Here is a 19,512-nt window from a genome sequence, read left to right as displayed (position 1 = left end):
AGCCGCTGCAATGGCGGATGTGAGCGCGACATCTGGCCGAGGCTCATCCTCGGGATCAGCGGCTCGACGCCAGAGGCGGAGCTCGACGTGGTCGTTCTGGCGGAGGGAGACCGCTCGGGCGAACGCGAAGCCCGCCTGCAAGGGTGCCCTACGTCGCTCCCGGCGCGGTATCTCTGCTCGTACGGCATCCTGGCGAGCCCGAAAGACAGCACGATGACGCTGACCCTGACCCTGAAGGGCAGCGGGGCCTCGGAGGAGGTCGTGATCGACCTCGCGGAGTATAACTCCTGTGGTCGACAGATCAGCTATTTGCTGGTCGAGAATGACGGAGCTTCGCTGAAAGTCGGTGAGCCGACGCTGATATCCCCCTGTCAATCGATCCCCGAGTGAGCGCGCGGACCGACCAGCGCCGCCCCCGCGGGCGTGGCCGGTCGCGCCCGTGCCACGACCCGGAGTCGAGACTGGTTTCGGGCGGCTTCCATCCTGTTAGGATGCCCCCCGGGCGCCATGGCAGCGCGCCGTCAGGGAGTCCATGCACGTCATCGCGGTCGCGAGCCAGAAGGGCGGCGTCGGAAAGACCACGATTTCCCTCAACCTGGGGCTCGCCCTCGGGCGCGCGGGCAACCGCGCGTTGATCCTGGAGCTCGACGCGCAGGGGAGCCTCGGGCTGTCGCTGGGCCTCGCCGACCGCGCGCGGCCGGGCGTCGCGGAGCTGCTCACGGGCGCCGAGCGGCTCGAGTCGGTGCTGCTCCGGACGCGCGAGCCGCAGCTCCAGGTGCTCACCGTCGGCCGGGTCGATCCCACGACCGTCGCCGGCTTCGAGGACGCGCTCGCCCGCGGGCCCGTGCTCCCGAGCGTGCTCGCGCGGCTCTCGCCGGACTTCGACATCGTGGTCGTCGATTGCCCCGCCGGGCTCGGCAAGGTCACGACGCGGGCGCTCGAGGTGGCGACGCACGCGCTCCTTCCGCTCCAGGCCGAGCCGCTCGCGCTCCGCTCGATCGGCCAGCTGCTCGCGGTGATCGATCGCGTCCGCGCCGAGAAGAACCCGCAGCTGTCGCTGCTCGGCATGGTGCTGTCGATGTTCGACCGGCAGGCGTCCGCGTCGCTCGACGTCGCCGAGACGCTCTGGACGAAGTTCCCCGACGGGATCATCCTCGACACGGTCATCCCGCGCGACGAGGCGTTCCTCGAGGCGTCTCTCCGCGGGGCGCCGCTCCTGCTCATGCAGAAGCGCCCTCCGCCGCTCGCGCGCGTCTTCGATCAGCTCGCGAACGACGTGCTGGTTCGCCTGGATCCCACCTCGCCGGACGATGACGATGGCCCGATCTCGCTCCTCCTTTGATGTCGACGGCGCCGTCGTCACCGCGGCGGCGCTGGTCAAGCGGTCGAGGTCGCGGAGGCCGCGGGCGGCGTCGGTCGCGCCCGCGGCCGAGCCGCTCGTGTCGTTCGAGTCCCGGCCGCCGTCCTCGCGGGCGGAGCCGGAGCCGATGTCCTCGTCGCCGCTCTCGCCGTCGTTCGAGGAGCTCGCGCCCTCGAGCGACCTCCTGCCCCTGTCGAGCCCCCTGTCGAGCGCGGGCGTCGGCGGCGAGCTCGGGCTCCGGGGCGCGCTGCCCTCGTCGGCCGACGACGTCGACTCGCCGCGCGGCGCGCCGCTCGACCTGCGGCCTCTGGGCTCGCCGCCCTCGTTCGCGGCGGCGCGCGAGCCCCTCGAGGAGCGGCTCGACGGCGCCATCGAGGCGCTCTCGGCGGGCCGCCCGCCGCGCTTCCCGGAGCTCGCCGCCGCGGGCGGGCCGGTCGCGCGCTGCGAGCGGGTGATCGAGTGGATCGCCGAGGCGACGGGCGCGACGGACGTGTTCCTCGCGGACGCGGCCGGGCTCCCGTTCGCCGGCGCGATCCGCGACACGGAGGCGAGGCTCGCCGCCTCGGGCCTCATCGCGTCGGCGATCGGCTCGCTCGTCGCGGCGCTGCCCGGCGCCCCGTCGCAGCGCTTCGAGCTCTGCGTCGGCGACGGGCCGTTCTTCCAGCTCATCGGGTTCCAGGTGCGCTCCGCCGCGTACATCGTCGGCCTGATGCGCCCAGGCCCGCTCACGCCGCGCGAGGCGCACGCCGTCCGGATCGCGTGCCGGCACGCGATCGACGCCGCGGTCGGGGTCGTCGGGTGAGCGCGGAGCACGGCGAGCCCTCGTTCGGCCGTGGCGTCGCGGCCGGCGCGGGCGCGCTGGACGACGACGACCCGCTCGCGCCGATCGCGCTCGACGGCATCGGCTACGGCGTCGGCGGCCTCGACGCCATCGTCGTGTTCCACCTCGGCGACGCGCGCGTCCACGCCGTGTTCGTCCGCGAGGGCGCGGCCCTCTCCCCGGGCGACGTGGCCGCGGGGCTGCGCGACGCGTACCTCGGGAGCCAGCTCGCCGCGCAGCGGCTCGTCCCGGAGCGGGAGGGCTCGATCCGCCCCGCCCGCGGCCGCGGCGCGCGCTCGTCGAGCAAGCCGCCGCGCTCGCAGGGCCGCGCGGAGGAGCTCCCGGACCCCGTGGTCACGCTGGAGCTGAGCGGTCGGACCGTCCTCCTGCGCCGCGTCCGCGCGTGCGTCGTGGCGAGCCTGTTCGACGGCACGATGCCGCTCGGCATGGCGCGGCTCGTGGCGCAGCGGCTCGCCGCGACGCTCGCGCCCGAGCTGCCGCTCGAGGAGCCGCCCGAGGAGATGCTGAGCGACCCCTCGGGGCTCTTCGAGGAGCCGCTCAGCGCGGACACGGTGGACGATCTCGTGCGGGGCGTCGCGCGATCGGCGCCGCCGAGGGGCTCGTCCAGCATCCCGTCGCGCCGGACCAGCGGGACGCCGCCGCCCGTCGATCCGCCGTCGGCCGAGGTCACGCGGATCCAGCGGCTGCTCGCGCTGCTCGAGGCGCGCGCGCCCGAGCCTCACGTGGCGCGGCTCCGGCTCGCCCTGCGCGCCGGGCTGACGCCGCTCGCGCTCGAGCACCCCGACGGGCTCGGCGCGGAGGCGATGGTGCTCGTCGAGACGGCGGTCGCGGACATCCTCGGCCTGGAGCGCGCCGCGCTGCGGAGGCTCCTGTGACGGCGCTCCGGCACGGCCTGCGGGGCCGCATCGACGGCCCGCTCGGCGATCTGGTCGGCCCGATCGTCCCGCACGGGCTGCTCCACGTGGCGGATCAGCTGGTGATCGCGCACTCCCACCACTTCGCGCTCTTCCTGGAGCAGACGATCTTCGACGCGCTCGGCGGGGAGAGCCGCGGCGTGCGCCGGCAGGCGGCGTTCGAGGCGGCGCACGCGCTGCTCGGGCCGCTGTACGAGGACCGCCACGGGGCGTCGCCGCGGGAGAAGCTCGAGCTCGCGGGCGAGCTGTTCGCCGCGATGGGGCAGGGGCGGCTGCGGTTCGAGGTGAGCGCGGAGGGCGGCGCGGTGCACGCGGACGCGCTCTTCCACGGGACGAGCTTCCTCGCGAAGTACGGCGGTCGGATCCAGAACCGGCTGGCGGTGGACGCGTTCGCCTCGGGCTACTGCGCGGCCGCGGCGAGCCTCGCGTTCCCGTCCGACTGGGGGCGGCTCGACGCCGACGAGGTGACGTGCGTCGCGCGGGGCGACGCGGCCTGCACCTTCCTGCTGACGCGGCGGTCGGAGCGGCCGCGCTTCGGCGAGGCGCTGACGCGCAAGCAGATCGAGGCGGCGCGGGTGCGCTGGGAGGCGGAGGGCGGGCCTCTCTCGCGGGCGCAGCGCGTCGAGGGCGCGATGCTCGAGGAGCTCGGGGCGCTGCGGTCCGACGAGCGCGGGCTCATCTCGGCGTACGGGGTGAACGTGGCGCTCGTGCCGGTGGGGTACATCGATCAGAAGACGTTCGACACGGTGCACCTCATCGAGCGGCGGTCTCCCGAGCTGGTCCCTGTGTTCGAGGCGCTCGTGCGGGAGGCGGCGCAGACGGGCGCGTTCCACCTGCTCGGGGGGATGCTCTCGTCCTCGTCGTTCGAGGCGGCGTGCGGTCCGGTGGGCAGGGACCAGCACGAGCGCCTGGAGCAGCTGCTCGGGCTCGCCCGCACGCTCGGCTGGGGGGCGCTCTCCGCGCCGGAGTTCCAGCCGGGCCGGGCGCTCGTGCTGCGGGCGCCGATCACGCACGAGAGCGCGTATTACGCCATGAAGCATGGGTCCACGGCGCGCGGGCGGCTCCTGTTCCAGCAGGGGACGGCGCTGGCCATCATGCAGCTCCTGCACCGCGTCGATTTCGGGACGGTGCGGCCGATCGACGCCGAGACGTACGGTGGGCTGTTCAAGATGGGGACGCGGTTCCGCGTGCAAGAGACGAAGTCGCCCCTCAGGGGGGATGGCGCGTGCGAGGTGCGGGTGGAGGCGGTCGAGGACAGGTGGTGAAGGCGGCCGCCCCCTCCGCTGTCGCTGGCGCATCGTCGTCCGAGCCGGCGGGAAGGGCGGCTCGCTCGCCGCGTGACAGCGCGTTAGACTACGAGGAACGAGGTCGACCATGGCCGAGCCCGCGCGAAAGCTGACGTTCACGTTCGCCGAGTACCTCGCCCGCGAGCAGGCGAGCGAGGCGAAGCACGAGCATGTGAACGGCGAGATCTTCGCGATGGCCGGGGGCACGCCGGAGCATGGGCTCATGGCGGTCAACGTGGCCAGCGTGCTCCGCAGCCAGCTGCTCGAGCGACGCTGCCGTGTGTACAACTCCGATGTACGGGTGCGTATCCCGGCGACAGGGCTCGCGACGTACCCGGACGTCAGCGTGGTGTGCGGGGGGCTGGAGCGCGATCCGGAGGACGAGAACAGCATTCTGAACCCGGTCGTGCTGGTGGAGGTGTTATCGCCGAACACCGAGGCCTACGACCGTGGCGACAAGTTCGCCCATTACCAGGCCGTCCCCTCGCTGCGCGAGTACGTGCTCGTCTCGTACCAGAGGAGGCGCGTCGAGGTGTTGCGCCGCAATGACGATGGCACCTGGACGCTCCACGACGTGCGGGAGAGCGGCGTCGCGGAGCTGTCGTCGATCGGGTGCCGTCTTCCGCTCGACGAGGTGTATCGGGGCGTCTTCGAGGAATGTTCGCCTGCGGGCGAAGCATGAGGTCTTGAGCCGCGAGCTCTCCGGGATGGCCGGTGCACCAGCGGGAGGCCTGCCGATGTGCTACGAGGTGCGGCCCATGCCAGGACTCGTATTCCCCTCAGGCTCATTTGTCGCTTATCTCTTTGATTGCGACGGGACGATCGCGGACTCCATGCCGCTCCACTATCAGGCCTGGCTCGAGGCGCTCGCCCCGCATGGGTGCGAGTTCTCCGACGAAGATTTCTACGGCTGGGCGGGTATGCCGACCGACCGGATCGTCGAGCGCCTGAACGGGAAGTACGGGCTGCGGATGCCGGTGGCCGAGGTCTTCGCGGTGAAGGAAGCGGCGTACCACCGCCTGATACCGACGGTGCGAGGCGTGCCCGAGGTCGTGGCCGCGCTCCGCGACGCTCCTCCGGGCGTGAAGCGCGCCGTCGTCTCGGGGAGCCCGCGGGCGTCGGTGGAACAGACGCTCGAGTTCCTGGGCCTCCGCGGGTACATCGACACGGTCGTCGCGGCGGAGGATTACGCGCGGCCCAAGCCGGCGCCCGACCCGTTCCTCGAGGCGGCGAAGCGCCTGGGCGTCGAGCCCGCGCGGTGCCTGGTCTTCGAGGACGCCACGCTGGGGATCCAGTCCGCGCAGGCGGCGGGCATGCCGTGGGTCTTCGTCGATCCCCGGGCGCTCGCGGCCGAGCGTGGGTGAGCGGGGCGGAGAGGGCCGGCGGGGGATACCTCGCCTGGCGCGCGTGGAGGCCGCGCGTCAGTGGGCCTCCGCGCGCCGCTCGGGCCGCGCGTTCCACACCCGCGTCGCCAGCGCGAAGCCGACGAGCGCGACCGGGAGCATGGCCGCGGGCCATGGCATCCAGTTGCCCGGGTGCTTCGCCGCGTCGCCCGAGGGCAGGATGCTCGCGTAAAGGAACGATTGCGCCGCGGTGCCCAGGTAGACGAAGCCGTCGATGATGCCAGTCGCGACGCCGGCGTTCTTCCTCCCGCCGAAATCCATGCTCGCGGTCCCGGACAGCATGCCGTGGACCCCGATCACGCAGAGGGACATGAACACGACGGTCCACCCGGCGATGGGGAAGCTCAGCGTGAAGAGGACGACGAACGCGCCGAGCACGAGGCCCGCATACAGCACCGAGGCCACCGGGCCCCGGCGCGAGTCGAAGACATGATCGGAGATGAACCCGGCGAACACGCCGCCCAGGATGCCGGCGATGCAGAGGAGCACGCCCCAGTGCGCCGACACGAAGCCCTTGAGCCCGGTCTTGTCGGCGAAGACGAGGTACCACTTCATGACGGCGTTGCGGAGGAAGCCGCTGCAGAACTCGATGGCGACGATGATCCAGATGACCCGCTGCGAGAACATGCGCCGCGCGACAGCGATGGCCCCCAGTCGCTCGCCGGTGTCGCCCGAGGAGGCGTCGGCTGTGTCGAAGTCCTGGAACCCCGCCTGGCCCGGCGTATCGCGGATGAGGAAGACGTCGAGCGCCAGAAAACCGAGCAGCAGCAGGGCGGGGACGTGGAACACCCACGGCATCGGCAGGTGGTTGGCGACGAATCGACTCCAGTCGTAGGCGAAGTAGAGCCCGAGCGAGATCAGGATACCAAAGACGCCGCCGAGCATCCCGCGCTCGCGGACGTGGAACCAGGGCGCGTTGACCTTGACGATGGATACGGCGCCGAAGCTCTGGAAGTACATGTTGGCGGAGAAGAGCAACGTCATCGCGGTGATGGCGGCGCCGTGGTCGAGCCGCCCTTCCTGGGCGAGGCGGACGGCCACGCCCATCAGGACGTTCATGAGCGCGGATCCGCCCGCGGCGATCAGGATCGTGGCGCGTCCGCCCCAGCGGTCGGTGAGCGGCCCGTTCAGCAGGAAGGCGACCCCATAAACGGCCGAGCCCCAGCCGTCGATGTTCCCGAACTCGTGCTTGCTGACGAGGTGCAGCGCGTCGAGCTCCGGCGCGTTGGCGGAGAGGTTGTACCGCCCCATGTAGAGGAAGGCGTACGTGAGCCCGAGCGGAAACCAGTTGAAGAACCGCCGGCGCCGGAACTCCTCCGAGTGCCCGAGATCGATCTTCGGCAGCCGCCGCATGACGACCGCGATGGCCGCGAGCAGGAGCACGATCGGCAGCAGCTGATTGAGCCACACGGGCATGGACGCCCTTCGACGATAACGGCCGCCCGCACGAGCGGCCATGCCTTCGCGCTTCCCCCGCGCGCCCGCTCGCTCGAACTCCGTCCGTGAGGTCGAAGCGCGTGCAGTGACGTGTTGCTGTCCTGAGAGCTACCAGCGAGCGCCGCGGTCAGCTGCAGTGAGGCAGCCCCGGACATCTCCAGGGGCCCTTCCGGGCCCCCTCCAGGATCATCCCCCGCGCCCGCGGAAGATCGCGTGGCGGAAGAAGTTGATCTGGCTCTTGGCGAACTCCTTCGCCGCATCCAGCCGGTCCCCTTCGCGCGACGAGCTGCGGATCAAGAGCTCCCCGTTCTCGTAGAGCTCCCGCGTCTTGCTCCGCTGGAGCTTCCCGCTCGAGGTCTTCGGCAGGATGCCCGACCCGACCGCCACCACGTCATCGACGGTGAGCCCCATGGCCTGCTGGACGACGCGGCGCACCTCGCCCTTCAGCGCCTGCTTCTCCTGCTCGTCCGACGCCGGGGTCTCGAAGACGATGACCACGCGCTCGCGGTCGTTGTGCGGCTTCATCGTCCCGAACGCGATCACGTTGCCCTTCCGGACCCCGGAGACGCGGCTCGCCTCCCACTCGAGATCCTGCGGGTAGTAGTTGCGCCCGTTGACGATGATGACCTCCTTCGAGCGCCCGCAGATATAGACCTTGCCCTCCGCGAGGTACCCGAGATCGCCGGTCCGCAGCCAGCCGCCCGCGAACGCCTCCTTCGTGAGATCCGGGTCGTTGAAATAGCCGGGCATCACGCTCGGGCCCCGCAGCCGGAGCTCCCCGACCTCCCGATCGCCGAGCGGGCGGGCGCTCTCCGCGTCGTCCGACGCGAAGGCCGCGATCTCGTGCCCCTCGAACGCCGACCCGCACTGCACGAGCGACGAGGCGCCCTCGCTGTCGGCCGGCACGGGCGTCGCCTTGCCCTCCTTCCAGAGCGTCTCGCCGTCCACCGCGTCGATCTGCAGCCCGGCCCCGAGCGCGCTGAACGACACCGCCAGCGTGCTCTCGGCCATCCCGTACGAGCAGACGAACGCCTTCTCGTCGAAGCCGACCGGCGCGAACTTCTCGGCGAACGCGCGCAGGTTGTCGGCCCGGATCGGCTCGGCGCCGCACCCGGCGACCCGCCACGTCGAGAGATCCAGCCCCGCCATCTCCTGCTCTCGGATCCGCTTCACGCAGAGCGCATAGGCGAAGTTCGGGCCGAACGAGACGTTGCCCCGGTGGCGCGTGATCGTCTCCAGCCAGCGCACCGGGCGCTTCAGGAACAGGAGCGGCGGCAGGAACGTGATCGTGTTGACGTAGTAGAGCGGGGCGATCACGAAGCCGATGAGCCCCATGTCGTGGTAGAGCGGCAGCCACGACACGCCCGTGTCGACCGACTCGCGCACCGCCAGGCCGAGATCCACGATCGCCCGGACGTTCGCCGCCAGGTTCGCGTGCGTGAGCACCACGCCCTTCGGGCGCGACGTCGAGCCGCTCGTGAACTGGAGGAAGCACACGTCGTCGAGCTCGACCTTGACCGGCTTGAGCTCCTCCCGGGCGCCCCGGAGGCCCTCCACCGCCACGATCTGCTCGAGCTCCGGCGCCTGCGCCTGGATCGTGCCGAGCATCCGCTTGATCTCGCCGCTCGTGAGCAGCACCTTGGCGCCGCTCTTCGCGACGATGTGCAGCGTGTTCTCGAGGTAGCCGGTCAGCTTGCCGAGGCCGGTCGGCGGGTAGATGGGCACCGGGATGACGCCCGCGCGGATCGCGCCCAGGAAGGCGAAGATGAAGTCGGCGTTGTCCGGCAGGATCAACGCGACGCGATCGCCCTTCTGGAGCCCGAGCGCCTGGAGCGCGCCGCCGAAGCGCGCGCTGGCCCGCTCGATGCCCCCGTGCGTGAAGAACGGCTCGTTCTCGCTGGACTCCTCGATGAAGCGATAGCCCGTCTTCGTGCTCGCCGCTGCGTCCTCGATCGCCTGCGCGACCGTCCGCGGTTTCCAAACAGCCGTCATCCCGAGAGCCTTCCTTCGTTCTTGAGCCGGAGCTCGATGGCCTTCACGACGTCGGCGACCGTGTCGACCTCGCGCAACATGTCGTCGGGGATCGAGAGGTCGAACTTATCCTCCATATCCGCGACGATCTCCATCACTCCCAGCGAGTCGAGGCTGAGGTCGGCGACGAGGTGGCTCGACTCCTCGATCTTTACCTCGCCGGCCGTGTGTCCTTCCAGGAGCTGGATGATCTCTGCCCGCAACGTCTCCCGTGTCCACGTCATCCTACGTTCCTACCCCAACTGCGGCGTGGCGAGGAGGGGCTTGCTCGGCCGCAAGGCCGCGGGAATTCGGCGTCGCACCCCCTGACCCGACGCTGGCGCGTGCATCAGGGACGGGCGGCGTCGACGATCGCGCGCAGCCGACTGAGCCCCTCGAGCGCCCTCGCGCCGTACCACATGAGGTCCTTGCCGTCGCACCTGATCACGTGGCGACGGCGGGCAGCGGGGATGTCGAGGGAGCGAAATATTGCCGCGTCGGCGTCGGTGAAGGCGTGCGGCTCATCGGGCAGCAGGACGAGCTCCGGGGCGCGGGCGATCACCTCGTCGAGGGTCACGCGGGGGTAGCGGAGGTCGCGGCCCTCGACGCGCTCGGGGGGCAGCGGCGGCGCCTTGCCCAGGTCGGCCGCGAGCGGGTAGCGCCGGGGCCGATCCTCGAAGACGTTCTGCGCGCCCACGAGATCGAGCACGTCGGAGAGGAACGTGTCGCCGTGGACGGTCATCAGCGGGTCCATCCAGATCGGGACGAAGACGCGGATCGGCGGGCGCTCGCGGCGCTGCGCCTCGGCGGCGGCGTGGGCGCGGTAGGCGGCCGCGACCAGCTCGCGCGCCGCGGCCGGCGGCGGCTGGCCCGGGGCGCCGTGCTCCACGTTCGCCGTGGTGGCGGGCGCGCCGGGCTTCGCCGCGGCGTGCCCGAGCAGGCGGGCCAGCCGGGCGAGGTGCGCCACCCCGTCGGCGACCCGCTTCGGGAACGAGACGAGCACCCGGAGCCCCGCGGCGTCGAGGCGCTCGATGTCGCGCTTGCTGTTCTCCTCCTGGTTCGCGACGACGACGTCGGGCTCGAGCGCGGCGATGCGGTCGACGTCGGCGTCCTTCGTGCCGCCGACGAGCTCGATGCCCTCGACGTCCTCGGCGGGCGCGACGCAGTAGCGGGTGCGGCCGACGAGCCGGTCCCGGGCGCCGAGCCGGAGGAGCGAGTAGGTGTCGCTCGGCACGAGCGAGACGATGCGCCGCGGAGGGGAGCGCCACTCGTGCTTGCGCCCCCGGTCGTCGACGATGCGGATGAACGACCCGGCAAAGGCCGCTCCCCAGCCTGCGCTGAACGCCATGCGCCGGATGTAGCCCGCCGCCGCGCGCGCTGCACGTGAACTGACGTTGACTGACGAGGACTGACGTGGACCGCGCCGCGCCCGAGCTGCGCGCCCCGGGGCCTGAACAGCGCCGCGTCCACTTAGTTGGCCCGCCCGGGCGAAGTCTGCGACGACGGCTCGTGCAGATCGATCGCCTCGATGTGCGTCGCGGAGGCACGCTCCCGTACCCGCCTTCCGGCCTGCCCGCTCTCCCCCTCGGCGCCGCGCGCGAGGAGACACCCCGCCGCCGGGCGGCGCCCCGCGGGGGGCGGCTTCTGCCGTGCCAGATCGGCCGCTACACGCTGTTCGATCACATCGGCCAGGGAGGGATGGCCGATCTTTACCTGGCCCGGGTGCGCACGGACCTCGGCGCCGCGCGCCTCGTCGCCATCAAGGAGGTCGCCCCGAGGTTCGCGCATGACCCGCGCTTCGTCGAGATGCTCGCGAGCGAGGCCAGGCTCGCGGCGGGGCTGCGCCACGCGTCCATCGTGCAGGTCGAGGACCTCTGCCGCGAGGACGGCTCGCTCTTCATCGCGATGGAGTACGTCGAGGGCCTCGACCTGCGCGAGCTGCTCCGCCGCTGCGCGCGCCAGAAGGTGAAGTTCCCGGTCGCGTTCTCGCTGCTGATCATCGCCGAGGCGCTCCAGGCGCTCGCGTACGCCCACCGGAAGGGCGTCGTGCACCGCGACGTCTCGCCGTCGAACGTGCTCCTGAGCTTCGAGGGCGAGATCAAGCTCTGCGACTTCGGCATCGCCCGCGCGCACGAGCGCTGCGGAGCCATGGACGAGGCGCTGCAGGGCAAGGCCGGCTACATGAGCCCCGAGCAGGCCCGGGGCGAGGCGCTCGACGCGCGATCCGACGTCTTCGCGGCGGGCATCCTGCTCTGGGAGCTGCTCGCCGGCCGGCGGATGTACAGCGCCAGCGCCGCGCTCTCCAAGGAAGCGGCGCGGGGCGATCTGCTCGAGCTCGCGCGGCGCGCGTCGATCCCGCCGCTCGTGGAGCGCGGGCTCCCCGACGAGGCGGCGCTCCACGCGATCGTGGCGCGGGCGCTCGCGGTCGCGCCCGACGAGCGCTACCCGAGCGCGGCGGCGATGCTCCAGGACCTCGCCGCCTACGCGGCGGCGGCCGAGCTGACGGCGAGCCCGCTGCGCTTCGGGGCGTGGCTGCGCGACAACTTCGGCGCGGAGCTTGTCGCGCCCCGCCGGGCGCGCGAGCGCGCGGTGCGCGCCCTGGAGCTCGGTCCGCCTGCGGTGATCGAGCCCATCGCGACCGCGGCCATCCCGCCGAGCGCGAGGGAGGTCGTCACGCCGAGCGCGATGGACATCGGCGCGCAGGGCGCAGAGCCCGCCGCGCCGGCCCTGGCCGAGCCCCCGCCCTGGGTCAGGGCGCAGCCTCCGCTCGCTCGACCGCGGCAGCGCTGGCTCGTGCACAACGCGCTGCTGTTCGCCCTCGCCGCGCTCGTCATCGTGGGCTGCTATCTCGCGGCGCGCTAGAAGCAACAAACGGGTTGAAACCACGAGAAAAAGCGAGAGTTTCACAGGGAGTCGGGGAGGCGGGGAGCGAGAGACGGCAAGAGGGAGAAATTCATTTTTCTTCCTCCCCGCCTCCCTGTGAAAATGCTCCGGGTTACAACGTGATCGGCGTTCCAGCGCCCGCTCGGGCGAGGAGAACGCCGCGCCTCGCTCCCGTCCGGCGCGCCGGCGCCCGTCGCGGTCAGCCCGCGTCGGCGATCGGCGCTTCGGGCACGGGCACCTGCATCTCCGGCCTCCGCTCGCACGCATCGGTGCCGATGCCGACGCCGTAGCGGTAGATGAGCTCTCCGCCGAGCCAGCCGCTCGCCCCCGCGAGGCCGAACCCCGCGGTCGACAGCGCGATCCCGAGCGGCCGCAGCCCGATCGCCCGGGAGGCGAGCGAGGCGCCGTACAGGCCGGCGATCGCGAGGTTCACGGCGCCGTGGACGAAGCCGATCCGCTTCGCGGGGCCGAGGGTGGTGCTCCAGTCGGCGAGCCCGGCGAAGGTGGCCACGAGCGCCCCGCCGAGGCCGATGGCCGCGGTCGCGTCCGCTCCCCGATGGAGACGACGCCGCCTGCGGCCGACGCCGGCGAGATCGAGCACCAGCGCGCAGGACCAGGCGCCGATGGGGATGGTCACCAGCACCGGGTGCAAGGGGTGCCCGAGGAACTTGCCATGCAGCACCTTGGCGACCGTCGGCGCCCGCCTCAGGACGGATTGGATGCCGCGCTGAAGCGGGTCGGCCATCCGGTCGATCCAGTCCTGCTCCTCGATTCCCCCCAAGACTGCGGTTCCGATCATGTTCCCCTCCTCCGAGGCGCGTGGCTGCGCGGATTTCCGGCGCATGGCGCCCGCCCCGCCGGCCGTCCAGCGGTGAACCCCTGACCGGATCCCGAGCAATCGGCGGACCCCGCGGGAGCGGGTCGGGCGTTCCCATGTCCTCCCGCGGCGCGTGCCGCTGCGACGCTCGAGCAGGCCACGCAGTGCGTTTTTGCAATGGTGCTTTACCGAAATTTCAGGTTCGAAATCGGCGAGCGCCCCATCTGAAGTGAAATACGTTCGAATCGCGAATCCCGCGGATGGCATGGACGGTGCTCTATGTCCGGCCAGCGCTGCCGGCGCGGCCTTCCCCCCCCGAGGCCCCGGCGGCGCTTTTTTTTTGGAGTCTTTCCTTTCGGGCCCGGCGCGGCGCCCGCGCGCGCGCCCTGCGTTCCTCGTCCTGGGCGGCGTTCTCTGGTATCTCGCCCGTGCCGCGCCACGCGCGGCCCTCCCGGAGCGATGCCCCTCCTCGCCGACGTCGCGGTGCCCGTCCCGCTCTCGCAGGCCTTCACCTACGAGGTCCCCGCCGCGCTCGCCGGCGAGGTGAGGCCGGGGGCGCGCGTCCTCTGCGAGTTCCATCGGCGCAAGCTGCTCGGCGTGGTGCTCGCCGTCAGCGAGCGCAGCGCGGCCATCGATCCGTCCAAGATCAAGCCGCTCACGGCCCTCGTCGACGCGCGCCCGGCGCTGCCGGCGGAGCTGCTCGCCTTCCTGCAGGAGCTCGCCGCCTACTACTTCGCGCCGATCGGCGAGGTGCTCCGCCTCGCGCTGCCGGCGATCGAGCGCGAGCAGGTGCGCGCGCTCAAGGCCCAGGGGGAGCTCGGCGGCGTCCTCGACCTCGGCCGCGCCAAGCAGGTCGGCGGCCGCAAGGTCGCGTACGCGAGCGCGACCGACGTCGTCGAGGAGCCCGGCACGCTCCGCGGGCAGGCCGCGGCGGTGCTCGCGCTGCTCCGGGCGAACGGCGAGCAGCCGGTCGCGCGGATCGAGGAGCGCTTCGGCAACGCGCGCAGCGCCCTGAAGAAGCTCGCCGAGCGCAACCTCGTCGCCCTGGACGAGCGCGAGCCGCCGCGCGACCCGTTCTTCCGCCGCGCCGAGGAGCGCGACGTGCCCCCCGAGCTCAACGCGGCGCAGGCCGAGGCCGCGGCGCGCATCGACGCCGCGCTCGCGGCGCTCGCGCCGTCCGGGGGAGGGGAGCACGCCGCGAGCGCCCACCAGGAGCCGCGGCCCGCCGGGCAGGAGCCGCGGCCGAGCGCGTTCCTCCTCTTCGGCGTGACCGGCTCCGGCAAGACCGAGGTGTACCTGCGCGCCATCAAGAGCTGCCTCGACCGGGGCCGCGGCGCGCTCGTCATGGTGCCGGAGATCGCCCTCACCCCGCAGCTCGTCGCCCGCTTCCGCGCCCGCTTCGGCGACGAGCTCGCCGTGCTGCACAGCGGGCTGAGCGACGCCGATCGCCACGCGATGTGGGCGAGCCTCCACGTCGGCAAGGTGCGCGTCGCCATCGGGGCGCGCTCCGCGCTGTTCGCGCCGGTGCCGGACCTCGGCCTCATCCTCGTCGACGAGGAGCACGACGGCTCGTTCAAGCAGGAGGAGGGCGTGCGTTACCACGCGCGCGACATGGCGCTGCTCCGTGCCCACCGCGCGGGGGCGGTGTGTGTGCTCGGCTCCGCGACCCCTTCCATCGAGTCCGTCGCGCTGGTGCGCCGCGGCAAGCTCGCCGAGCTGCGCCTGCCGGACCGCGCGCACCGCGAGGCCAGCCTCCCCGAGGTCTCGCTCGTCGATCTCCGCCGCTTCCGCGCGGGCCCCTCGGGCGATCCGCTGATCTCCTTGCCGCTGCACCGCGCGCTCGAGAAGACGCTCGCGGCGAAGGAGCAGGCGATCCTCTTCCTGAACCGCCGCGGCTTCGCGCCGAGCGTCGTCTGCGGCTCGTGCGGGACGCTGACCACGTGCGAGGCCTGCTCGGTCGCGCTGACGTACCACCGCGGGCGGCGCCGCGACATGCGCCCGCCTTCGCCGGGCGGCGCGCCCGCGCCCGCGGCGCCGCTCGACGAGCGGCCGGAGGGGGGGCGGCTGCGCTGCCACTACTGCGACTATGCGGGGCCGCTGCCGGACCGCTGCGGCGCGTGCGGCGCGCGGAACCTGCTGCTCGAGGGGCTCGGCACCGAGCGGCTCGAGGCCACGATCGCCGGCTCGTTCCCGGAGGCGCGCGTGGCGCGCCTCGATCGCGACGTCGCCGGCAAGGATCGCTCGCAGGCGATCCTCGCGAGGATGCGCGAGGGCAAGATCGACATCCTTGTCGGCACGCAGATGGTCACGAAGGGCCATGACCTGCCCAACGTGACCCTGGTCGGCGTTGTGAACGCCGACGCCGCGCTCGGGCTGCCCGACTTCCGCGCGGCCGAGCGCGGCTTCCAGCTGCTCGTGCAGGTCGCCGGGCGCGCGGGGCGGCGCGACCGCCCCGGCCGCGTGCTCATCCAGACGCGCAACCCCGAGCACCCGGCCATCGCGTTCGCCGCGGCGCACGACGTGCCTGGCTTTCTCGAGCGGGAGATCCGCGAGCGCGAGGAGGTGGGTTATCCGCCCGCCACGCGGCTCGCGCTGCTCCGGATCGACGCTGTCGACGAGGGCGTGGGGCGCGGCGCCGCGGCGAAGCTCGCGGCCCACGCCCGGACCTGCCCCGAGGGGGCCGCCCGGCGCGTCGAGGTGCTCGGCCCGTCGGCGGCGCCGATCGCGCGCCTGCGCGGGCGCTACCGGTTCCGGGTGCTCCTCCGGGCGCGCGATCGCGGTCCGCTCCGGGGGGCGCTCGCGGCGCTGGCCGGGCTGATAAGGGATGGCCTTGATCGGAACGCCCGGGTGATCATCGACGTGGATCCGGTCGCCATGCTGTGACGGGCGATCCCCGGGAGACGGGCGCGCTCGCCGCGCCGGCGGCGCTCTCTATCCTCCAGATCCAGGCGCGGTGAGCGCGCCGAGCGCGTCGCGCGACGCGCGCGAGAGCCGCTCGAACTCCGCGCCGAGCCACTCGAGGAACGGCGCGTCCCACGTCGGCCCTTCCGGGCGGGACGCGACCGCCTCGGCGAGCTCACGGTCCCAGCGGCCGTAGACGTCCCGGAGGAGCGCGTGCGCCCGGCGGCTCTCGGCGGACGCGGGATCCGCCTGGCCGTCCGTGCGCTCGGCGAAGGCGTCCTCGCAGAGGAAGTAATTGCATGTCGCGGCCCGCCGCTCGGCGGGGACGGAGCACCCGCGGGCGCCGTGATAGACGCACTTCGACTGCCGCGGGGCCGTGCGCTCCTCCCGCTTCCGCACGCGCCGGAGCTCGAGTCCGCGGCTCACGGGGAGCAGGTTGCCTGCGGCGATCTGCTCGAGCAGCCAGCCGCGGCCGTCGAGGGAGACGATGCGCCCGATGTCCGTCCAGTCGAGCTCGGGCGGGCTGACGCAGCACCCCGCGGGGCCCTGCGGGCACTGGGCGCACAGCGTCGAGTGCAGCCGGGTGTGCTCTCCTGAAAGCTCCAGACGGATCATCGAACCCCTTGCCGTCCCCCGAAGGGGTCGAGACACACGCTCGAACCAGCGCACATCCTGCCAGCGAACGCGCCAGGAATGACAGAAGCGCCGAGCGGCTGCAACCGACGCAACCGACGCAACCGACGCAACCGACGCAACCGACGCAACCGACGCAACCGACACAAGCGACGCTGACCCCGCGTCGATCCGAGCGGCGGCCAAGCGCCCCTCCTCACCGGCATAGCGATCGAGCAGCGCGAGAACTCGCACTCCCGGGCGCTCTTGGAGGAGCTGAATCAGTTATAGTAAGTAACGAACATCGACGTGCGCCCCCGCGCGAATGCAGGGAGAAACGTGCGATCGTCCTTTTCCGGCCGCGGCGGGAGTTGATAGGCTGCGCCGGCCATGAGCGATGCGCTTCCCAAGGAGGTCGGTCGAGCCATTCGCGTGCTCCGGCAGCTGCACGGGCTCACTTACGCCGAGTTCGCCGAGAAAGCGCGCCTCTCGGCGACCTACCTCCGGCAGGTCGAGCGCGGCGAGCGCGATCTCGGGCTCGGCGCGCTGGCGCTCATCGCACAGGGGCTCAACTGCGATGCTCGGCTCCTCCTGCCCGGCGACGGGAGGAGCCCGGTCTCCGCGGTCGTCGCCGATCGCTTCGATCGCGCGCCCGAGGCTCTCCAGGAGGCGCTCCTCTTCCTGCTGATCGAGCCCGACGACTCGCCGAAGAAGCAGGCCATCCTCGCGCTCATCAACGAGGATCCGGAGCGCGCGCGGCTCCGCTCGCGGCCTCGGTCCGAGGAGCGCGGGTCGCGCGGCTCCGCTCCCTCGTCATCGAACCGGCGCGGGCGATGAGCCCCTGAGCCCTCACGTCCGCGCGGACCAGCCCGTGACGCGAGGTGGCCCGGCGCCGGACTCCGGCAGGCCGCCGCCCCCCGCCTCTGCGCCGGGCATCGACGCGAGGCGCCGCGTGGCCAGCTGCTGAAACGCGGCGAGCGCTCGGCTCCGCCGCTTGTACGCCGTCGAGAGGGGGATTCCGGCCCGGCCCGCGAAGTCCGCCATGGGGACGCCCTCGATGTCGTGGGCCATGAGGAGCGCGCCGAACTCGGCGTCGAGCTCGCGCAGGACCGCGCGCACGAAGAGGCGATCGCACTCCGAGATCATCTGCTCCTCGGCCGAGGGCTCGTCGAGCTCTGCGTCGAAGTCGTCAGGCAACGGATCCTCCCTCCGGCGCCGCTCGCGCAGCCCGTAGTGGGACGCGGCGTGGACAGCGATCTTGTTCAGCCAGCGGTCGGACGGCCCGAGGTCCGGATCGTAGTTCCCGAAGCTCTCATGCGCCGCGAGCATCACGTTCTGGGCGATGTCCCAGCGATCCCGGCGCGGAACCCCCAGGAGGCGAAGCCATCGGCGCACGAGCACGATCGTTTTCTTGTTGAAGATCCGCCAGTAGGCGCCTTCTCTGTCGTTCGGCGGCCCTGAACCGTGGCCTCCACGCCCCGTTCCCGACATCGCGTAACGATCGTTATCACAAGAAACGGAACTTGCAAAAACTGGTCGGGGCGATCACAGGCAAAATTTGATCGAAAATGTGGTTGACTGTGTGCGCGTGTGGTTATCTCCTGCGCCACCCTCCCCTTGCACAATCGCGCGCATGCAGGCCGAATCGCTCGGGAAAGCGCCGCTCGACGATGGTTCTCGGGATGTAACGATCGTTCCTCACCCGAACCTGCTCCAGGGGGCCTTCCGGCATCGTCGGCAACGATGGTGCTCCCGCCCGGCTGCTGGGGCGCGATCGACGCGCGGGCGGGCTCGGCGGCTGCCTGGTGCGCCGCGGCGGCGGGCGCCTCCTTGCGCGGGTAGGGAGGCGAGACGCCGCCGCTTTCCTCGCTGGACGCCGCCGCATCGCGCCGGTAGACAGGCGGCGCTCGATGCACAGCTTCCATCGAAGGATGCCGGCCCCACGGCGGAGCGGCGCGCCCTGCGGGGGGCGTGTGGCGACCGTCCGCGCGGGCGCTGGCGAGGCGCCCATCGCTCATGTCGGCTGACGCGGGGAGGCCAGGGACGGCGCGCGGCGACGACGTGGCGCCCGGGGCGAGCGACGCGGCAGGGGCCCCGGCGCCGCGCCAGCGGGTCGCCTACTTCGGGCGGCCCGGGACGTTCAGCCACGAGGTCGCGTCCCGGCGCTTCGGCGCGAGCGCGGACCTGACGCCCCGGCGCACCATCTCGGAGGTGTTCGACGCCGTGGCCGGCGGCGCGGCGACCTACGGCGTCGTGCCGATCGAGAACGCGTTGGGCGGTCCGATCTACGACACCGTCGATCAGCTGATCCGCCGCGAGGGCACGGGCGCCGCGCTCGCCGTGTGCGAGGAGCTCTCGCTGCACGTCACGCTGTCGCTCCTCGGCAGGGCGGGCGTGGCGCCGAAGCGCATCTATTCGCACTTCGTCCCGCTCAAGCACTGCAGCGACTGGCTGCGCGAGACCTACCCTGACGCGCAGATCCTCGAGGCCGAGAGCACCGCCGAGGCGGTCGAGCGCGCGGCGCAGGACGGCGAGGCCTGCGCGATCGGCAACAAGGGCGCGGCGGCCATCTACAAGCTGGAGATCCTCGTGCCGAAGCTCGGCGCGAAGGGCGAGAACATCACGCGCTTCTTCATCGTCGGGAGGGCCGCGGAGCCGCCGGCCTCGGGGGGGCGGACGCTGCTCCTGTTCGGGCTGGACCACCGCCCGGGCGCCCTCGTCGCGGCGCTCTCCGCGCTCGGGAGACACCACATCAACCTCACGCGCATCGTCTCTCGCGCGCTGCCGGACAGCCCTGAAGAGTACCTCTTCCTCGTCGAGTGCGAGGGCAGCACGGAGGAGCCCGCGTTCAAGGAAGCCCTCGCGCTGCTCGAGCAGCACGCGACGGGCGTACGCTCGCTCGGCTCGTTCCGCGTCAGCCAGAAGTACGAGTAGGCGCCCCGGGCCGACCCGGCGACGATCGCCGATCCGCGCGGTCATCGGACGTACGCGCGGCGCGGCCGGCGCGCCGGATGACCGCGAGTCCACCGCGGCGGACGCGCGCCAGCC

18 protein-coding genes are annotated in these 19,512 nt (G+C 72.4%); 11 read left to right on the top strand and 7 right to left on the bottom strand.

Annotated elements, in window-relative coordinates; all coding sequences use genetic code 11:
• Positions 1-87 precede the first annotated feature (87 nt).
• The 7 genes from WMF45_RS38780 to WMF45_RS38750 all read left to right on the top strand — a co-directional run bounded on the left by WMF45_RS38780 (position 88) and on the right by WMF45_RS38750 (position 5,765).
• A complete protein-coding gene (locus WMF45_RS38780; protein WP_437710972.1) occupies positions 88-390 on the top strand; it encodes a hypothetical protein in 303 nt (100 codons plus the stop codon).
• A gap of 142 nt (positions 391-532) precedes the next feature.
• Entirely contained in the window at positions 533-1,342 is an 810-nt protein-coding gene (locus WMF45_RS38775; RefSeq protein WP_437710971.1) for a ParA family protein, read from the top strand.
• The gene (locus WMF45_RS38770) at positions 1,317-2,162 is read left to right on the top strand and encodes a hypothetical protein (RefSeq protein ID WP_437710970.1); all 846 of its coding nucleotides are present in this window, start codon (positions 1,317-1,319) and stop codon (positions 2,160-2,162) included. Before WMF45_RS38775 ends, WMF45_RS38770 begins: the two co-directional genes overlap by 26 nt.
• The gene (locus WMF45_RS38765; RefSeq protein ID WP_437710969.1) at positions 2,159-3,076 is read left to right on the top strand and encodes a hypothetical protein; all 918 of its coding nucleotides are present in this window, start codon (positions 2,159-2,161) and stop codon (positions 3,074-3,076) included. Before WMF45_RS38770 ends, WMF45_RS38765 begins: the two co-directional genes overlap by 4 nt.
• The gene (locus tag WMF45_RS38760; RefSeq protein WP_437710968.1) at positions 3,073-4,380 is read left to right on the top strand and encodes a hypothetical protein; all 1,308 of its coding nucleotides are present in this window, start codon (positions 3,073-3,075) and stop codon (positions 4,378-4,380) included. Before WMF45_RS38765 ends, WMF45_RS38760 begins: the two co-directional genes overlap by 4 nt.
• Before the next feature lie 109 nt (positions 4,381-4,489).
• Entirely contained in the window at positions 4,490-5,083 is a 594-nt protein-coding gene (locus tag WMF45_RS38755; RefSeq protein ID WP_437710967.1) for a Uma2 family endonuclease, read from the top strand.
• 76 nt (positions 5,084-5,159) lie between these two features.
• Positions 5,160-5,765 (top strand): HAD family hydrolase, encoded by a 606-nt coding sequence (locus tag WMF45_RS38750; protein ID WP_437710966.1) that lies wholly within the window; start codon positions 5,160-5,162, stop codon positions 5,763-5,765.
• A gap of 57 nt (positions 5,766-5,822) precedes the next feature.
• Here the strand turns inward: WMF45_RS38750 and WMF45_RS38745 are convergent, their stop codons facing one another.
• The 4 genes from WMF45_RS38745 to WMF45_RS38730 form a co-directional block, all read right to left on the bottom strand.
• Positions 5,823-7,220 carry an MFS transporter gene (locus WMF45_RS38745; RefSeq protein ID WP_437710965.1) on the bottom strand — a complete coding sequence of 466 codons (1,398 nt, stop codon included), beginning with the start codon at positions 7,218-7,220 and terminating at the stop codon, positions 5,823-5,825.
• A 207-nt stretch (positions 7,221-7,427) separates the two neighbouring features.
• The gene (locus tag WMF45_RS38740) at positions 7,428-9,233 is read right to left on the bottom strand and encodes a fatty acyl-AMP ligase (RefSeq protein ID WP_437710964.1); all 1,806 of its coding nucleotides are present in this window, start codon (positions 9,231-9,233) and stop codon (positions 7,428-7,430) included.
• On the bottom strand, positions 9,230-9,496 hold the full coding sequence (locus WMF45_RS38735) for an acyl carrier protein (protein WP_012239660.1): 267 nt from the start codon (positions 9,494-9,496) through the stop codon (positions 9,230-9,232). The genes WMF45_RS38740 and WMF45_RS38735 overlap by 4 nt, the downstream gene beginning before the upstream one ends.
• A 104-nt stretch (positions 9,497-9,600) precedes the next feature.
• The gene (locus WMF45_RS38730) at positions 9,601-10,599 is read right to left on the bottom strand and encodes a helical backbone metal receptor (RefSeq protein WP_437710963.1); all 999 of its coding nucleotides are present in this window, start codon (positions 10,597-10,599) and stop codon (positions 9,601-9,603) included.
• Between the two features lie 161 nt (positions 10,600-10,760).
• Here WMF45_RS38730 and WMF45_RS38725 point away from each other — a divergent pair, with 161 nt between their 5' ends.
• Positions 10,761-12,113, top strand: coding sequence for a serine/threonine-protein kinase (locus WMF45_RS38725; protein ID WP_437710962.1), 1,353 nt, complete (start codon positions 10,761-10,763; stop codon positions 12,111-12,113).
• Positions 12,114-12,333: 220 nt separating this feature from the next.
• On the opposite strand, the gene WMF45_RS38720 is transcribed toward WMF45_RS38725, so the two are convergent.
• On the bottom strand, positions 12,334-12,933 hold the full coding sequence (locus WMF45_RS38720; RefSeq protein WP_437710961.1) for a DUF2231 domain-containing protein: 600 nt from the start codon (positions 12,931-12,933) through the stop codon (positions 12,334-12,336).
• 477 nt (positions 12,934-13,410) lie between these two features.
• Between WMF45_RS38720 and priA the strand changes: the two genes are divergently transcribed.
• Positions 13,411-15,834, top strand: coding sequence for a replication restart helicase PriA (priA, locus tag WMF45_RS38715; RefSeq protein WP_437710960.1), 2,424 nt, complete (start codon positions 13,411-13,413; stop codon positions 15,832-15,834).
• A gap of 48 nt (positions 15,835-15,882) precedes the next feature.
• On the opposite strand, the gene WMF45_RS38710 is transcribed toward priA, so the two are convergent.
• Positions 15,883-16,467 (bottom strand): hypothetical protein, encoded by a 585-nt coding sequence (locus tag WMF45_RS38710; RefSeq protein WP_437710959.1) that lies wholly within the window; start codon positions 16,465-16,467, stop codon positions 15,883-15,885.
• A gap of 387 nt (positions 16,468-16,854) precedes the next feature.
• Between WMF45_RS38710 and WMF45_RS38705 the strand changes: the two genes are divergently transcribed.
• Positions 16,855-17,301 carry a helix-turn-helix domain-containing protein gene (locus tag WMF45_RS38705; protein WP_437276749.1) on the top strand — a complete coding sequence of 149 codons (447 nt, stop codon included), beginning with the start codon at positions 16,855-16,857 and terminating at the stop codon, positions 17,299-17,301.
• A gap of 12 nt (positions 17,302-17,313) precedes the next feature.
• Here WMF45_RS38705 and WMF45_RS38700 read toward each other — a convergent pair whose 3' ends face one another.
• Positions 17,314-17,859 carry an RNA polymerase sigma factor gene (locus WMF45_RS38700; protein WP_437710958.1) on the bottom strand — a complete coding sequence of 182 codons (546 nt, stop codon included), beginning with the start codon at positions 17,857-17,859 and terminating at the stop codon, positions 17,314-17,316.
• 621 nt (positions 17,860-18,480) lie between these two features.
• Here WMF45_RS38700 and WMF45_RS38695 point away from each other — a divergent pair.
• A complete protein-coding gene (locus WMF45_RS38695) occupies positions 18,481-19,398 on the top strand; it encodes a prephenate dehydratase (RefSeq protein WP_437710957.1) in 918 nt (305 codons plus the stop codon).
• The last annotated feature ends 114 nt before the right edge of the window (positions 19,399-19,512 follow it).

It is taken from the genome of Sorangium sp. So ce448 (assembly GCF_051520915.1).
Classification (GTDB): domain Bacteria; phylum Myxococcota_A; class Polyangia; order Polyangiales; family Polyangiaceae; genus Sorangium; species Sorangium cellulosum_B.
Note: the sequence above shows the minus strand (reverse complement) of the source record. Positions and strands in the feature narration are given on the sequence as shown.